18 protein-coding genes are annotated in these 17,503 nt (G+C 38.5%); all 18 read left to right on the top strand.

The features are described 5' to 3' along the window. The first annotated feature begins 2 nt into the window (after positions 1–2). Positions 3–1,382 (top strand): NrfD/PsrC family molybdoenzyme membrane anchor subunit, encoded by a 1,380-nt coding sequence (gene nrfD / locus AC1RNB_RS17895; protein ID WP_493085061.1) that lies wholly within the window; start codon positions 3–5, stop codon positions 1,380–1,382. Beyond that, complete coding sequence (locus tag AC1RNB_RS17890; RefSeq protein ID WP_493085059.1) at positions 1,372–1,926, top strand: hypothetical protein; 555 nt, start codon at positions 1,372–1,374, stop codon at positions 1,924–1,926. The genes nrfD and AC1RNB_RS17890 overlap by 11 nt, the downstream gene beginning before the upstream one ends. A gap of 18 nt (positions 1,927–1,944) precedes the next feature. Further along, on the top strand, positions 1,945–2,367 hold the full coding sequence (locus AC1RNB_RS17885) for a c-type cytochrome (protein ID WP_493085057.1): 423 nt from the start codon (positions 1,945–1,947) through the stop codon (positions 2,365–2,367). A gap of 4 nt (positions 2,368–2,371) precedes the next feature. Next, complete coding sequence (locus AC1RNB_RS17880; protein WP_493085055.1) at positions 2,372–3,535, top strand: hypothetical protein; 1,164 nt, start codon at positions 2,372–2,374, stop codon at positions 3,533–3,535. 24 nt (positions 3,536–3,559) lie between these two features. Further along, the gene (locus tag AC1RNB_RS17875) at positions 3,560–3,823 is read left to right on the top strand and encodes a hypothetical protein (RefSeq protein WP_493085053.1); all 264 of its coding nucleotides are present in this window, start codon (positions 3,560–3,562) and stop codon (positions 3,821–3,823) included. 80 nt (positions 3,824–3,903) lie between these two features. After that, positions 3,904–4,329, top strand: coding sequence for a DUF6799 domain-containing protein (locus tag AC1RNB_RS17870; RefSeq protein ID WP_493085051.1), 426 nt, complete (start codon positions 3,904–3,906; stop codon positions 4,327–4,329). Positions 4,330–4,461: 132 nt separating this feature from the next. After that, the gene (locus tag AC1RNB_RS17865; RefSeq protein ID WP_493085049.1) at positions 4,462–4,995 is read left to right on the top strand and encodes a hypothetical protein; all 534 of its coding nucleotides are present in this window, start codon (positions 4,462–4,464) and stop codon (positions 4,993–4,995) included. 31 nt (positions 4,996–5,026) lie between these two features. Next, complete coding sequence (locus AC1RNB_RS17860; protein WP_493085047.1) at positions 5,027–5,614, top strand: hypothetical protein; 588 nt, start codon at positions 5,027–5,029, stop codon at positions 5,612–5,614. A 100-nt stretch (positions 5,615–5,714) separates the two neighbouring features. Next, a complete protein-coding gene (locus AC1RNB_RS17855) occupies positions 5,715–6,362 on the top strand; it encodes a DUF4136 domain-containing protein (protein ID WP_493085046.1) in 648 nt (215 codons plus the stop codon). Between the two features lie 47 nt (positions 6,363–6,409). Next, positions 6,410–6,763, top strand: a complete 354-nt coding sequence (locus AC1RNB_RS17850; RefSeq protein ID WP_493085044.1) for a hypothetical protein — start codon at positions 6,410–6,412, stop codon at positions 6,761–6,763. A 136-nt stretch (positions 6,764–6,899) separates the two neighbouring features. Beyond that, positions 6,900–8,423: a thymidine phosphorylase gene (locus AC1RNB_RS17845; protein WP_493085042.1), complete on the top strand. Its 1,524-nt coding sequence runs from the start codon at positions 6,900–6,902 to the stop codon at positions 8,421–8,423. Beyond that, a complete protein-coding gene (locus tag AC1RNB_RS17840) occupies positions 8,416–9,315 on the top strand; it encodes a ribose-phosphate diphosphokinase (protein WP_493085041.1) in 900 nt (299 codons plus the stop codon). Before AC1RNB_RS17845 ends, AC1RNB_RS17840 begins: the two co-directional genes overlap by 8 nt. A 10-nt stretch (positions 9,316–9,325) precedes the next feature. Beyond that, positions 9,326–11,014, top strand: a complete 1,689-nt coding sequence (locus tag AC1RNB_RS17835; RefSeq protein WP_493085040.1) for an alpha-amylase family glycosyl hydrolase — start codon at positions 9,326–9,328, stop codon at positions 11,012–11,014. A 51-nt stretch (positions 11,015–11,065) separates the two neighbouring features. Next, positions 11,066–14,635 (top strand): T9SS type B sorting domain-containing protein, encoded by a 3,570-nt coding sequence (locus AC1RNB_RS17830; protein WP_493085039.1) that lies wholly within the window; start codon positions 11,066–11,068, stop codon positions 14,633–14,635. Positions 14,636–14,651: 16 nt separating this feature from the next. After that, positions 14,652–15,755: a PorP/SprF family type IX secretion system membrane protein gene (locus tag AC1RNB_RS17825; protein WP_493085037.1), complete on the top strand. Its 1,104-nt coding sequence runs from the start codon at positions 14,652–14,654 to the stop codon at positions 15,753–15,755. Between the two features lie 127 nt (positions 15,756–15,882). Next, positions 15,883–16,077, top strand: a complete 195-nt coding sequence (locus tag AC1RNB_RS17820; protein ID WP_493085035.1) for a hypothetical protein — start codon at positions 15,883–15,885, stop codon at positions 16,075–16,077. A gap of 169 nt (positions 16,078–16,246) precedes the next feature. Beyond that, positions 16,247–16,612 carry a heavy metal-binding domain-containing protein gene (locus tag AC1RNB_RS17815; RefSeq protein WP_493085033.1) on the top strand — a complete coding sequence of 122 codons (366 nt, stop codon included), beginning with the start codon at positions 16,247–16,249 and terminating at the stop codon, positions 16,610–16,612. 3 nt (positions 16,613–16,615) lie between these two features. Further along, positions 16,616–17,479 carry an AlbA family DNA-binding domain-containing protein gene (locus AC1RNB_RS17810; protein WP_493085031.1) on the top strand — a complete coding sequence of 288 codons (864 nt, stop codon included), beginning with the start codon at positions 16,616–16,618 and terminating at the stop codon, positions 17,477–17,479. Positions 17,480–17,503 lie beyond the last annotated feature (24 nt).

The following is a 17,503-nucleotide window of genomic DNA, read 5'->3' as shown; positions in this document are numbered from 1 at the left end:
TTATGGAAAAGTTGAAACCAGAAATAAGAAATCAAATTGAAGACGAACTACTTGGTACCGTAGGCAGACGGTACCGCCAGGAAACATTTTGGGTAATCTTTTTGGGACTAATATGTGTGGGAGGTACTGTAGCCTGGATTATTCAACTGCGGAACGGATTAGGGGTTACCGCCATGAGGGATTATGTTTCCTGGGGCCTGTATATTTCACTGCTATTCTTTTTTGTAGGGGTGAGTTTAATTGGCGCATTGGTTTCTTGTGTGCTGCGTATGTCCGGCGCTAAATGGCGTTATCCGTTAATACGCATTGCAGAAGCGGTTACATTATCCGCCATTTTCTTCGCCGGGTTTATGCCCGTATTGGATATGGGCCGCCCTGAACGTTTATACTTTCTCATAACATATGGTCGTATTCAATCACCCATCTTATGGGATGTTGTAGCCATCGCCACCTACTTTATAGGAAGTGTAATTTATTTCTACCTGCCCCTGATACCTGATTTAGCTATCATGCGGGACAAACTAACGGATGCACCAAAATGGAGAAAAAAAATGTGGCGGTGGATGGCTGTGGGCTGGGAGGATAATTTACTCCAACGGAGACTCTTGAAAAAAGCTATGCTCATTTTATGCATCGTTATTTTGCCGGTAGCCATATCTGTACACACCATCAGTGCATGGCTGATAGCATTTACGTTGCGGCCCGGATGGAATTCTACTATCATGGGGCCATATTTTGTGTTTGGCGCTTTGATGGCAGGTACGGCCATTATGATTCTAATAATAGCCAAGCTCCGTCATGGATACAGGCTGGAACATTACCTCACGCCAAAGCATTTCAATAATCTTGCTAAAATATTATTGGCATTAACTGCCTTTTATCTCTACCTCAATATTAATAAATATGGTGTGCCTGCTTTTAAAATGGCAAAGGAAGAGAAAGCAGTTTTGGAAGATTTATTTTATGGAAAAAATGCTTTTCTATTCTGGTTTACACAAGTTGTTGGCCTGATCATTCCGATTATCATGCTCTCATTTAAAAAAATCAGGCAATCTGTCAAGTGGGTTGTAGTAGCATCGGTAATGGTATTGCTCGGCGCTTTAATCAATCGTTATCTCATTGTTGTTCCCAATATGCTGCACCCATTTGTACCCATTCAGCATGCACAACCTGGCTTTGCATCATACTATCCCACATTAATTGAATGGACCATTACTGCTTCTTCATTAGCGGGATTTGTATTACTGATTATTCTTCTTTTCAAACCTTTTCCTGTGATTACTATGTGGGAAGTAATTGAAGAAGTAGAGAAACGTGGTGAAGAAGAAATTGGGGTTGAAAATATTGTAAACTTTCAAAATATTCCCGGTCATGCAAGTTAATAAACAATATATCATCATCTTATTGTCATTCCTGCTGACAATGACCGTAGCTGCGCAGGATGAAAAAATAAATGGAAACATTGCGCTGCAGATGGGCTTAAACGACAGTATGCATGTTATAACAGCTACGGTTACCAATATTACTACTCAATTGCCTGTTAAGGACGTTGAACTGACTTTTTACATTCAACGGACTTTTGGATTAATGAAAGTAGCTGAAGGGACAACGGATACCACCGGTATTATTTCTGCCGAATTCCCTTTAGATATTCAGGGGAGTGATTCATCAGGAAAAATGACCTTATTGGCCAAAGTGTACGATAGTGATGTAATGAATGATACTGCATTCCAGGTTGTTCTTAAATCCAAGCTTTCTTTCCCGGCCGATAAACCCATACCACCTTCCATTGCGGGGGCTCATGCTCCCTGGTGGCTCGTTATCACTTTTACGGCAGCAGTAGGTGCAGTATGGTTATTATTTGTGTACGTAGTGTATTTAGTGTACAGGATCAAAAAAGCTTCAATGATAAAAATCAATTCTTAATAATTAAAATAAAAAATCATGGAAACATTAATTAAAAACGCTTTTGGAAAAAAACTATTCGCCGTGTCCTTACTGCTGCTGATGGCAATAATGGGAAGCGCATTCCTGTATCAGCAAAAAGAATGGAAAGCTCCTGCAACTGCTGATGCAAAGAAAAATCCTCTTACTGCTGACGCAGCAACTTTAGCGGCTGGCAAAAAGATATATGTTAGTGAATGTCTATCCTGCCATGGAAAAAAAGGTAAGGGTGATGGCGCTTCAGCAAAAGACCTGGATATTCCCGCCGGTGACTTTACTAAAGCAACTACACAAGGCCAAAGCGATGGCGCCCTTTATTGGAAAGTGTCAGAAGGAAGAAAACCAATGCCCTCCTTTAAAAAGAAATTAAATGAAACACAGATATGGCAATCCATCGTGTTTATGAGAACCCTAAAACAATAATTATATGAAAAAGAAAATCATTATTCCGATAGTTGGTCTGCTATTATTATCAATAGCAGCCTTTAGCCAGCAATACAACCAGGAATCTATAGATAGTTTGATACAAAGTAAAGTACAGAGCCAGGTGGCACGCAACAGTAAGTTTTTGATTTCGGGGTACACAAACATCACCGCACAATTCTCAAAAGAACAATCATCTTTTTCTAATGTAAGTCTTGTGCCAATTTTATTGTGGAAGCCACAAAAAAATATACTGGTAGAGGCTGAATTAGAAACAGCACTTAAAGGCAGTGAAACCAGCATTGAACTGGGCTATGCCGACGTTTCATTTTTTGTAAACAAATACCTTACCATTCGTACCGGTAAATTCATTTCACCATTTGGTATTTTCCAGGACAGGTTACATCCGTCATGGATAAATAAGTTGCCAACATTTCCTGTTGGTACGGGTGAAGATGAACTGGGTGTAGGCCCTACATCTGAAGTAGGTGTTGACTTTCGTGGTGGTGTACCGCTTGGTTCCTCAAAAATGAATTACAGCGTGTTTTTGGCTAACGGTGCACAATTAATTACAGACCCTGCTGATCCTTCAAAGCAGGGAACGCTTATTTATGGCAATGCGGAAGCTATCAGCAAAAAGCTTACAGTGGGTGGCAGGTTGGGTTTATTACCGCTATCAAATTCGTCATTGGAACTGGGTGTTTCTTACCGGAACGGAAATGTAGGTAATGCAAATTCAGATTACAAAAACGTAAATGCTCAGATCTATGCACTTGATATGTCTTATGTAAAACAACTTGATTTCATAAAAGGCTTGTTTGATGTAAAAGCGCAATGGAACAAAGTAAATATCGATAAAGCAGAATACATTGATCCAACTGACCTAACCGGCAATACTAAATACACATTCGACAATAAAAGAAGTTCCTTTTTCACCCAGGGGGCTTACAGGCCAAGTATGTCACAAAGTAAATTTCTCAAGAAAACGGAACTCGTATTTCGTTATGCAGGATTCAATCCCCCTGATGGAGCAAAGGATCTGGAGAAAATAAAGCAATACACATACGGTATTAATTATTGGTTTAACTGGAGAACAGCACTCAAAGCGGCATACCAATCACAGAAAGATAATAACGTATTCTTTTTACAGGTAGCTGTTGGTTTCTAATTTATTATTCTAAAAACAAATTATATGAAACGGAATACAATTATAATATGCGTTGCTACTTTAATTGGGATAACTGCTATAGTAGAAAGTTGTGTATCCACCAAAGTAACAGATAAAAGTGGTACAACCTTGTGGAGTGAAAACTGTCAGCGTTGTCATAACACACCTCCCAGTTCAGCATTTACCAATACACAATGGGAAGTGATTAATACCCACATGCGACAACGGGCTATGCTTACTGAAGACGAGTACAAAAAAATAACCGAATTCATGCAGGCTGGTGAATAAAGTACTGTACATAAAAAGAAAACAGATTTTCGGATGAATAAGCCAAAACGGATGACAGTAAATAGAAAATAAGTAAAACTATGAAAAAGCCACTTTTAATATCAATGGTACTGACAATGTTAACAGGCACTATCATGGCACAAACCGGGCAGGTTGAACAGAAAATGCAGCAGAACGTGATTGAAGACAGGGGTTATTTATTGATGGAAAATGGTAAGGTGCTGCTTATTATGGATGAGACGGGAATGGGAATAAAGATGGAGAATGATATGACTTTGAAAAACGGAACTATTATTAAACCGGATGGTTCCTACCAATTACAGAATGGCATAAAGTTGCAACTGCAAAATGGACAGGTGATGGATGCCAATGGTGCTGCATTTAAGTCTGAGCGGAAGTTTTTGAAAAAAACGCATAGGAAGAAGGTTGAAAAAGCCAAATCTCAAAAGATGCATTCAAACGGACATCAGCAACATGATAATGGAAGCAGCAGTCATCATCATTAATGATTATTCTCAGGCAAATGCCGTGTGCAGTTAGCTTACCGTATTTGAAGCCTGAGGTAGTGGTAGTTCTACGATGGAATAAATAGGCAATAATATTATTTAGAACTCAGGATTTTAATTAAGTGAATAAGCATGCGTACAGGTTTAATGATGATATGGCTATTAAGTATGGGAATTACCTCAACCGCACAATTATATCAAACCCAATCCGGAATAGTGCAGGTAAATGGAAGGTATAAGGGTGCAAGTGTGACAGCAGTGAGCAATCACTTGTTCATGCACTTGAATTATGACAGAGCAGAGATGCACCTGCGGTTGATGGTTCCCACTCTTGTTACAGAGAACGATTCTTTAAATGAACTACTACAGAAACTGGCGGGGCAGGAATTAGCTTTTGATGGTAAAATGAATATTGCTTTCGTTCAAACCAAAAACCACCCCAAACAAAAGTTTACAACACAGGGCATGTTGTTCTTAAACGGAACCGGCAGGTCGTTTAGTTTTAGCTCTCTGTTGGAACATTTTCCAAGGGGAAATGCAAGCTGTATTTTATCAGGGGAATTTATTATTGACCTGAAACAATTCAACATTGAAAATCTTCTTCGGGAGGAAGAAAAAATAACAGTAAAGTTTAACCAGCTTGTTTTAAAGAGAACAGGAGAATAATAATTATTTAATACGCTTAAAAATTAAAATTATGAAAAAGAGCATTTCTTTCTTAACAGCAATTAGCCTGTTGGCAATTACTATGAATGCCACAGCACAAAAAGACAGCAGCGGCATCTATCAGACTGCCGATGATTTCAGAAACCACAAATTGTCTTACGCCATCAACTACAAAACGGAGAAACACAAAATCAAGGACTACCTTCTTTTTGATGAAGCGCAAGTAAAAGTAGAGCACCACGGCTCTACTTACACGCTTGATAAAAGTGCCATTTACGGTTACAAAAGCACCACGGGTGTCGTGTTCCGGTTTGTTGATAACACAGCGTATGAAATTTTAAATCCAGATGAAGATCTTTTGCTATATCTACACACAACCCCGGTTGACCCACGGGTTGACCCTACAAAAAAAGTTGAAGAACATTATTATTTCTCAAAGGAAGCAACCAGTTCACCTGTTGATTTAACAATTGGTAATTTAAAAAAGGTTTTCTCGGAAAATTCAAAATTTCTTGCTTCCATCGATAAATATTTTGAAAAAGATGAGCAACTGCCCAGCTATGATACAAAGCTTAAAACGTACACACTGAACCGGTTACTGCAATTTAGTAGGCAATAATGCGGAGCCGTAAGCTCCGAGTTGGTAAGTGACAGGCTTGTAGAAAGTATTTCGAACAAAGGAGACCATTTATCAGTTGACACACTTAAAAATTGAAAATATGAAAAAGGATATTTGGATTGCAGCTATGCTTTCTATCATTATACTGGCAGGTTGCAGTACCACTTATAATACTGTATCATCAGATTACGACAGGTCTGTTGATTTTACCCAATACAAAACATTTGCATGGCTGCCGGACAAGGCAGATACGGGCAATACCCGTTATAATAATGAAATTATAAGGAATAATATCCGCAATTATTTTGGGCAATGCATGAGTGACCGGGGGTATAATTCGGACCTCGAAAATCCAGATCTGCTGATGCAGGTGGTAATTACCAATGCTAAAAAGGAAAGGACAATTACTTCCTATCCATCATCTTATTACTACAGCCCTTATTATTATGGAAGTCATTATTATTCGCCTTATAGCTTTGGGTATTATTATAATTATTATCCTTCCTATAGCTATGGCTATTCCCGTTTCCCCGGCTATTCAACTACTCAAAAACAGGAATATGTTAATGGTTCCATCACTTTAAATCTCATTGACCGTAAAGCAAATAAATTGGTTTGGAGTGGTACTGCTGAAGGTGATATTTACGATCCATCACATATCAGCCATGATTTGCATCCTGCAATACATAGCATCTTAAATGAATATCCCGTGAAACCCTTACTGAATCGTAGTCACAAAATCAGTTAGAATAATGGAAGTAATTAAAAAATATTCACTCATAAAAAATAAGTAAAATGTCCGAAAAGCAATCTACACGAAAATACTTCCTGCAATTCCTTGGTTTGTCTGCCGGTGCCGCTATGATAAGTACAACTGCTTTGGCCAGTATGGTAGATGCCACAGAAATCAGAGAATTAAATCTTAGGCAGCAGGAATTTATGATTCGATATGGGAAATGGATGAATGAATTTATGAAAGTGGCCACCATTAAGAAAACTGATCCCGGCAATATAGAAAATAATAAGAAGATGGCTACACTGGCAGAAGCCGCAGAAACATTTAAGCCTGAGCTTTCTGAATTTATGCAGGACGAAACATTCCGGCTAATATATAATGCATCAATTGAACGGGTAACTAAAGAAATTTAGAAAAAGGGTAAAAATATTTCAACTGAAAAACCGTAAGAAAAGACCTGTATTAAAAGGTAGTGAGATAAAGTTTTAATGGCAGAATAATACAGGTTTTTCTTTCTTATCGATAGAAGATAATATTAAATAATAGAAAATGAAAGTTCTTACTGAACAGATAAATCATACACTCCTTTTTAAAGACCTCGGTATTGATACCAACCAGGAATTTGTGGTATTTATGCCCTCCAGTTGTCATATATGTAAATCAGAAGGTTTTCAGGCACTGACAAGACTTTCAGTATCATTGAATCGCTCTACGATTGTAGCCACGTTGAATATAATAAGCAGCGACTTATTGAAAGAAGGTGAAATAAGTCTTTCTAAAAGTGCTATAAAAAAATTAAAAGTGAAGGATACCGATTTGCTTCGGGTATCACCTGTAGATGCGTTGAATTCAATGGCACATGTAAAGGAAAAATTAAATGGTAATCCATTGAACGGGTGTCAGTATAACGAAATTATTATGGATATAGCGACTCGAAAATATTCCAATATTTTCCTTTCCTCCTTTGTAGCAGCCTGTTCTGGGGATAATGTAAACATGGAAGAAATATATTTTCTTACACAGGCTATGATAAAGGTTGGGAACAAACTTCAATGGGAAAACGAAATCATTGCAGATAACGAATGTATTAGCGGCTTACACGGTAACCGAATATCGATAATTGTTGTTTCCATTATCGCTTCTCTTGGAATAACCATACCCAAAATATCTTCGAGAGCTATCACATCCCCTGGCGGCACTGCTGATACAATGCAAGTGTTGACAAATGTAAACCTAAGTCTGGCCCAAATGAATAAAGTAGTGGAAAAGGAAAATGGTTGTTTTGTATGGGGTGGACCTATGAAACTATGTCCTGCGGGCGAAAATATTTCAAAAGTGAAAAGGGCATTGGGAATGGATAGTGAGGGCCTGATGATTGCATCCATTTTATCAAAAAAAGTAGCCGCGGGTGTTACTCATTGTGTGATTGATATACCAATTGTTAGCGCTGCAAAAGTGCAAACCATTAGGGATTCCATTTCGCTGGCACTTCGGCTAAAAGAGGTGGCTGATTATATAGGCCTGAGTGTTGAACCAATTTGTTTTAATGAAGTACAGCCTCTTGGTTTTGGTATTGGCCCTTCATTGGAAGCAAGAGACGTATTGTCTGTGTTACAGAACAATCCAGATGCCCCGAAAGACCTGCGTAAGAGGGCGATCAGTATTGCAACAGAAATTGTTCGGCTAACATGGAATATAGACAACCAACCGGCTGAAGATTTAGTGGTAAAAAAAATTGATAGTGGAGAAGCATTTAATAAGCTAATCAGTATTTGTGTAGCTCAGGGCGGCTTTCACGAACCCGTACAAGCTAAATATAACAAAACAATTTTATCCGCTGGCGCAGGAATCATCTCCGAAATCGATCATCGAATAATGGCAAGGATAGCGAGGCTTGCCGGAGCCCCTGAAGATGTTGAGGCTGGAATTGATTTAAAGATTCAATTGAGAGAGTGTATTGATAAATTCCAACCACTTTTTACCATTCACGCTAACTCTCCGGAGCAGTTGAATTATGCTTATGAATATTATAAACAAATAGAAAATAAAACAATAAAACTTAACTATGAGTAATTGTGTGCTATTTACAATTCCCGGTAATGAAGTGCTGGCTAACTCTTTAATAAAATTGTTGCATGCCGAACCAGGTGAAGCAATCATCCGTCATTTTCCTGATGGCGAGACTTATGTAAAAGTAAACTCGAATGTGCATGAGAAAGAAGCAATAATAGTTTGCTCACTTCATCAGCCCGATGATAAGATATTGCCTCTTTATTTCCTGGCTCAAACCTTAAAGGAATTCGGGGCCTTCCCTGTTACACTTGTAGTACCCTACTTAGCTTATATGCAGCAGGATAAAAGATTTAGCAATGGCGAATGCATCAGTTCTGAATTATTTGCCAGGCTCCTTTCTTCATTTGTTGACAAGCTCATCACCATTGATCCGCATTTACACCGGCGTACTTCCCTGGATGAAATTTATTCCATTCATACTTCGGTATTGCATGTTTCTCATATGGTTTCAAAATGGATTAATGCAAATATTGAACAACCGGTATTAATTGGGCCTGACAGTGAAAGTGAACAGTGGGTAAGTAAAGTGGCGGCGGATGCCAATGCGCCTTATACAATTTTAGAAAAAGACTTCAAAAGCAACAGTGTTGTAACACTCTCAGTGCCGCAGTTCGAAGAATATAAAAAGCATACCCCTGTATTGGTGGATGACATTATTGCCACTGGTAACACTATGATAGAAAGCATTGAAGCTTTAAAAGAAGTGGGGATGAAAGCTCCGGTTTGTATAGGTATTCATGCAGTATTTGCGGAGTTGGCATATGATAGATTAATAAAAGCTGGTGCCGAAAAAGTTGTTACCTGTAATACAATCGCTCATCCTTCTAATGCTGTTTACATCGATGAATTACTTGCACAACAAATATGCAAAAGCAGTTTTGTAATAGATTAAAACATAGCGTATGAAATCAATTAATGATATTGACCTGTCTCCAAAGCCAGGCAAAAAATACTGGAAAAACGGTCATAGAGAATGGCGGGAGGAATTTATTTACTTCCTATTGGTTGATCGTTTTCACGATAACAATAAAAGACATAGTGCGAAATTTGATTCAGTACATCCAGGGTTTGGTGATGAAGCACAATTAGGAAAGCTATGTGGCGGCACTTTGCGTGGCATTATTACTCATCTTACCTATATAAAAGACTTGGGTTGCACCGCTGTTTGGCTAAGCCCTGTATTTAAAAATAATCCTGAATCTTATCATGGCTACGCAATCGAAAATTACCTTGAGGTTGATGAGCGTTTCGGTACTAAAAATGATCTGGAAGAATTGGTAGAAATGGCGCACGAGCTTGACATGCGTGTTTACCTGGATATTGTTCTGCATCATGTTGGCGACAACTGGTGTTATCCAAATGGAAATGAATATTTTTATCATGAAGGTACAGAGTTTCCATTTGGCGAATGGAGATATCCCGACAGGCCTGTTCCGATAGAGTTAAGGAACCCGGCGTTATATGGACGTAAAGGGCAAATAAGAAATTTTGATGCGTATCCTGAAACAAGGGAAGGTGACTTCTTTAGTTTAAAAGCTTTTAAAAATGACGAGTCCAGAGAAGCCATATATGTTCAAAAATTATTGACAGCCATTCATTGCTACTGGATAAGAGAATTAGATATTGATGGCTTTCGGCTGGATGCGGTAAAGCACATGGGTGAATTGTCTATCAGCCGCTTCTGTTCCTATGTACGAGAATATGCCTATTCGCTGGGTAAGAAAAACTTCTTTTTGTTTGGCGAAATAGTTGGGGCTGATGAAATGGCAAGTAAATATGTTGGTTCCAGATCATTGGCAACCTATAACGATCAAAACATTTACTATGGATTAAATTCAGCGTTGGATTTTCAATTACATTTTTTATTGGAAGGTGTAATAAAAGGAAAAGATTCGCCGCATAAATTGATAGAACGTTATGAAGAACTGCAGACAAATGCTTTACAACGTGGCGAATATGGTGAATTCCTTGTAACGTTTCTTGATAATCACGATCAGATTGGAAATGATTTTAAACACCGCTTTGGCCACGATGCCGAACCGGCACAAATTATAGCTGGCATTGCATTCCTGCTTTGTGCGCTTGGAACCCCCTGCATTTATTATGGAACCGAACAAGGGTTTGAAGGCTGCGGAAAAGGGGATCGGTATATACGGGAATGTATGTTCAATCCCAATGATAAGAATACAAACGTACTCAACCAGCAATCAGAGATATATAAGGCCATTTCATCTATTGCCAAATTCAGAAATGAAAGCAATGTGTTGAAGTTTGGCAGAATGTTCATGCGGGAAACCTCAAAAGATGGTATTCGGTTTCATTTACCGGAATGCCATAAATGTCTCCTGGCTTTTTCAAGAATATTGTATGATCAGGAAGTTGTATTTGTATTTAATTCGTCAACCAGTGATGTGAAGGAAGAACATATTTTGGTGGATTGTCAGTTAAACCGAAAACACAAATGGATGAAACCTGTATACGGTCTTAAAACTAATGTGGAGATACTGCATTCAGAAAACCCAGCCAACCCGGTTTGTTATATCAAACTTTATTTGAAACCAATGCAGTTGGTTATACTGAAAAACTATTAATTGAAGTATTTAAAAGGTAAGTAAACCGAAATGTATAAGAACTTTTGCATAATGCTGATGTTGTTTTGGGCTGGTGGATATCATTCCTTAGCCCAATCAGGCCATAGCAATTTTGATATTGTTGAGAACAAAGGCCAATGGAACAGTAATGTAAAATTTGTTGCACAAATAAATTCCGGTGCTTTCTTTTTAGAATCGAATGGTTTTACTGTTTTATTGCATAACCCGCAGGAGTTACAAAATCTAATACGTGTGCATCATAACGGACAAGCCAGTGTTGGTGACGAAAATAAGATATTGCATTCGCATGCCTATGCTGTTCATTTTGTGGGAGGAAGTAGAAATATCGAAATTATTCCTGAAAAGATTCAAAATTCTTATAATAATTATTTCATTGGTAGCGACCCCTCCAAATGGGCTGTAAACTGCAAAATTTACCAGGTACTTACCTATAAAAATGTTTACCCCAATATTGACGTACGCTATTATGCTGACCGGGGTCAGTTAAAGTACGATTTGATTATTCATCCCGGTGGCGATATAAGTAATGTTGCCATGAAATATGAAGGTGCGGATAAACTGACCATTAAAAACAGGGAACTTCTTATTAAAACATCGGTGGGTGATGTAAAGGAATTGTATCCTTACTCATACCAGGTGAACGGGTACACTAATACAAGGGAAGAAATTGACTGTAAGTATAAAGTGTCGGCAGATAATGTGGTAACATTTAAAGTTAAAAACTCTTCACCTGCAACTACGCTCGTTATTGACCCCACTCTTATTTTCTCAACATTTACCGGCAGTGCTGCAGATAATTGGGGGTTTAGTGCTACACCCGGTCCTGATGGAAGCACTTTTGTTGCCGGTATTGTCTTTGGCAACGGGTTTCCCTCCTCGCTGGGAGCTTTTCAAACCGGCTTTCAGGGTGGCAGTACCCAGAAAATAGATATTGGGGTTATGAAACTGGATGCTACCGGTAGTAACCGCTTATATGCCACCTATCTTGGCGGCAGCGCCGATGAATATCCTCATAGTTTAATTGCCGATGCGCAAGGCAACCTGGTAGTTGCAGGTAAAACCTATTCTAACAATTATCCTGTTACACCCGGAGCAACAGTGGGGCCCGGCGGGGGAGCTGACATAATAGTTACAAAATTAAACGCTGCCGGCAACGGATTAATTGGTTCTTTACGCATTGGTGGAACCAGCAATGATGGTGTAAATATCGAAGCTCAGCACCAAACTAATATTCACAGAGCCATTTCCCTTCTCCGCAACTATGGCGATGATTCAAGAAGTGAGGTAATAATGGATGCGGCTGGAAATATTTACCTGGCATCTTCTACACAATCGCCAGATTTTCCTGTAACTGCCGGTGTTTTTCAGCCGGTATATGGCGGCGGGATCCAGGACGGAGTATTATTAAAAATCAATCCAGCATGTAATACCATTTTATTCTCCAGCTTCTTCGGCGGCACAAAAGAAGATGCGGCTTTTGTATTGGCTTTAAACCCACTAAACAATAATATATATGTTGCTGGCGCTACTGCCAGCAATGATTTCCCTGGCAATAAATCCGGCGTTATACAACCAGTTTATCAAGGCGGTATTGCAGATGGTTTTGTTTCCGTTGTTTCCAATGATGGCTCCGTCCTCATCAAAACTACTTATCTCGGAACCAACGAGGTTGATATTATTTACGGTATCCAGTTTGATAAAAAAGGGTTTCCCTATGTAATGGGTACCACCCGTGGAAACTGGCCCGTTGTAAATGCCGCATTTGTAAATCCCGGCGCTAAACAATATGTATCCAAATTACTTCCCGATCTATCCAACTATGTTTACTCGACAACCTTTGGGACTAACAATCCATTGCCTAATATTTCTCCGGTTGCTTTTTTGGTTGACCGCTGCGAGAATGTATATATATCCGGCTGGGGCGGTTATTTACTTTACAAGCCTGATCCTTTTGGGCAAGCCGGCACAACAGGTATGCCGGTAACCCCGGATGCTTTAAAAGGAACAACAGATGGATATGACTTTTATTTTATTGTGATAAAAAGGGATGCCACACAGTTGTTGTATGCCACGTTCTTTGGACAGGATGGCGGCAGGGTAAACGATCACGTAGATGGTGGTACCAGCCGTTATGATGCCAACGGAACCATTTACCAGGCTATTTGTGCAAATTGTGGCGGAGGAGCGGTATTTCCTACCACTGCCGGTACATGGGGAACCGTTAATGGTACGGGTGGAAAGGGCTGCAACTTAGCAGTTGTAAAAATAGCCTTTGATTACGCAGGAGTAACATCTGGTGTTCGTTCTTTTATTAATAACAGGCCTGATAGTTTTGGTTGCTCACCGCTTACAATAGTCCTTCGTGACACGGTTCGTAATGCACGGAGCTATGATTGGAGTTTTGGTGATGGTACTGCCGATATACAAACAACTGCTTACGAAGTTTCACATACCTATAACCAAACAGGTGCTTACCAGGTGCGGCTTATTGCCATTGATTCGTCCAGTTGCAATATTCGTGATACTTCATTTATAACAATACGGGCGGGTAACATTAAGGCCAACCTTTCTTTTTCATTTACCAAATTACCTCCTTGTCAATCTTTATCGTACCGGTTTGATAATTTATCAACCGTTCCATTTACAACACCATTATCAGGTAAAAATTTTATATGGGATTTTGGAGATGGCTCCCGAACCAATACAACAGGGCTCGCAAATATTACGCATGCATTCCCCTACGCAGGCGCATACAAAATAAGATTAATTTTATTGGATACTTCTTATTGCAATACACCTGATTCGGTGGAACAGGAAATCCGTATTGCTCCATTAGTAAAAGCCAGGTTTGAAACATCTCCATCAGGTTGTGTGCCTTACAGGGCTGTATTTAACAATACTTCGCAGGCAGGTAAGCAATTCATCTGGGATTTTGGAGATAATATAAGTTCATCAGAAACGAATCCAGTTCATAATTACCCGGTAGGTTCGTATAAAGTACGGCTAATCGCTATTGATTCTTCTACATGCAACATTACAGATACAAGCGCAATAACAATCATAACAGTGAGTCCTAAACCTGTTGCCGCTATGGATCATAGCCTTCTGATTCCGGAAGCAAACAAGCCGGTGATTTTTTTTAATTATTCAACCGGCGCAAATAAGTTTAAATGGGAATTTGGCGATGGAGAATCGGCTTTTAAGTTTTCTATTGATACAATAGCGCATCAATACAATGAAACCAATACTTATAATGCCAGCTTAATTGCTTTTAATGCTGCAGGCTGCACAGATACAGCTTATCACGAAGTAAGCGTATTGATTAACCCTTTGCTGGATGTACCCAATGCCTTTACGCCGGGCCGTTTTGGAAAAAACAGTATGTTAAAAGTAGAAGGTTTTGGTATTAAAACAATGACATTCCGTATTTACAACCGCTGGGGACAAAAAGTTTTTGAAACACATAACCGCAGTGAAGGCTGGGATGGAACATTTAATGGGGCGGCGCAGCCTATGGATGTATATGTGTACACATTAATTGTTGATTTTACTGATGGAAAAAAAATAACAAAACAGGGAGACATTACTCTGATAAGATAATGAGAAAACATTAAAAATGATTGAGGCAAACCATACAAATACAAATTTAGAACAATGCAATAATTGCATCCGGCGATACTTTGCCCTGTATGCCAAATTATTTTTAATGACTTTTTATTGTGTAGCTCTTCTCTTTCATATTACAGAAGCACAAAGCCTGCATTTTTCACAGTGGTTTAATTCGCCTTTAACTACCAACCCGGCAAATACAGGGTTTATTCCAGATGCAGATTATCGCATTGGGGCCAACTACCGTACACAATGGTCAAACGTAATGTCGGTACCTTATAAAACTATGAGCATTTTCGGCGATGCACAGGTACTGCGTAACAAGATTGAAAACGGCTGGATAGGATTGGGAGGTATGATACTAAGCGATGTTGCAGGTGCCGGTAAATTAACAACTAACAAAATATATGCTTCATTAGCTTATCACCAGATGATGGGCAATTCCAGTTTACTTACAGCAGGGTTTAATGTCGGACGGATAAGCAAACGCATCAATACATCCGATTTAAGATTCCCTGACCAGTTTGATGGAAAATTTTTCAGCAATCAATTACCAACCAGCGTGGTGCTGGATGTTCGCTCTATTAGTTATTTTGATTTACAGACTGGAATTAATTATGCTTATTTTCCTACTGATAAAATTTATTTGAATGGTGGCATAGCAATATGGCATATTAACCGGCCACGTGAATCCTTTTTTTTAACTGAACAAACCGGGTTTGATAGCCGTTTATCTCCCCGCTATAGTGGCTTTTTAAATGGCAGCTTCAAGGTCAGTGAAGAGGTAATTATAAATCCGATGGCATATTATACAACACAGGCAAGGGCTTCTGAACTAACCGCCGGCATCAATGCTCAGTATAACCTGAAAGACCCAGGAGAGATGCAATTGTTAGCAGGATTATATTACCGGATAGATGACGCCATAATTCCTATGGTAGGGCTTACCTGGAATAATATCCGCCTGCTTTTTTCGTATGACGTAACAATATCGTCCTTAAACAAATACAATCAAAGCCGTGGTGCCTGGGAATTTTCTTTGATTAATTATGGAGTTTATAATGAACATAATGGTGATAAAAGACAAAGTTTGTGTCCGAAATTTAAATAGTAACGGCAGGATCAATGCAGTAAACAAAAGCTCTACTGCTAGAAATACAGGTATGGATTATGTCTGAAACAATACAGCTAATAAACCATGAACTTTAAAATTATTAAACAACTAAAATATATAAAAAATGAAAAAAGAACGTCTCTTAGTGGCAATAGCTATAGTAATTGCTACTTCCTGCAACAATCAATCATCAGACAATAATCAGTCAAAAGAAATGAATCACAATGGAATGGGCATGGGCAATATGAAAATAGATTCAATGAAAATGGATAGCACAATGCATAGTAACCATCAAATGATGGATTCTTCAAAGAAGTAATGCAATGTGTGTTTTTGTAAACAAATTGGAAAAGCTTAAAGGCAGGTTTCAAGATTCAATAGTTGTATTCTAATTTAAAGATACATATGCAACAATCGTTTGAAATTATCAATCATCTATTCAAAACAACAATTAACAATAGGGTACTCATTATTTTAAAACTTTCAGTATGAACAAAATTATCATTTTAGTATTTGTACTTTCTTCCGGTATTAGCAGTTATGCTCAAAAAACTCACGGCAGCCAACCATCTAATAAGGTTGATACAAACCGGGTTGTTTACACTTGCCCAATGCATCACGAGGTAATAAATGATATACCAGGTAAATGTCCCAAGTGTGGTATGGAGTTAGTAAAAAAGCATCAAGTAACCACTCCAAAGATAATCTATACCTGTTCGATGCATCCGGAAATACAAAGCGACAAACCAGGTAATTGCCCTAAGTGCGGCATGAAGCTGGTGGAAAAGAAAATAATTGAAAAAGAGAAAGAGAAAAAAAACGGGATGGGGGAAATGAAGATGGGTGATATGTAATACATGACGCAAACTGAAATGGCACAGATAGTGGACCAAAAACTTAATATGACAACCATTAAAAACAAAATGTATTCTTACTGTACAGCTAACAAAGTTGTGATGCTGCATACATTGACGGGGGTGTTCATTTTCTATTTTCTCATTCATCCTCTTACCATGATAATGTATTGGTTTGAATTTAATAAAGGCAATACAACAAACTTTAATCTGGTTGATATAGTTATTCAAAGGTCATTACATGCCTTCTCGTTTCACATGACAGGCATGTCATCAATCTTTCTTTTCATCGGAGTACTTACAGGAGCAGGTTCCGGAATTTATTATAAGAGTATTCAGAATAAAAATAAACTGCTATTAAAACAAAAACAATTTATCAGCCGGGATATTGAACAAACAATTCAGGAGGGTGAAAATGAATATACAGAATTCAAATCTTCCATCCGTTACGACTATTCAAAAAAAACAACTAATAAAGAATTGGAAATAGTAATCGCAAAATCAATTGCCGGATTTATGAATAGCAATGGCGGAAAACTAATCATTGGTATTGCTGATAATGGCGAGGCGCTCGGATTGGAACTTGATTTTGCTACTCTTAAACACAAGAACCGTGACGGATTCGAACGTAGAGTTTACGAAATAGTAAGTTGCTTTCTTGGATCTGAATTTTGTTCGCTTGTACACATTTATTTCCACAACAGGCAGGAAAAAGATTTTTGTGTTATAGACATAGCAAAATCATCTTCCCCTGCATACGTTAATTTAGAAAAAAACACAATTTTCTATTTGAGAACCGGCAATGCCACAATCCCACTGTCTGTTAAAGAAACAGTTAACTATATTCAATTAAACAAAGTCAAATAAAATGAAAATGAATTTTTAGTCGCT

The sequence above is a fragment of the Sediminibacterium sp. GW821-FHT12F12 genome, assembly GCF_058806635.1.
The sequence above is the reverse complement of the archived record's forward strand: the minus strand, read 5'-3'. Positions and strand labels throughout refer to the sequence as shown.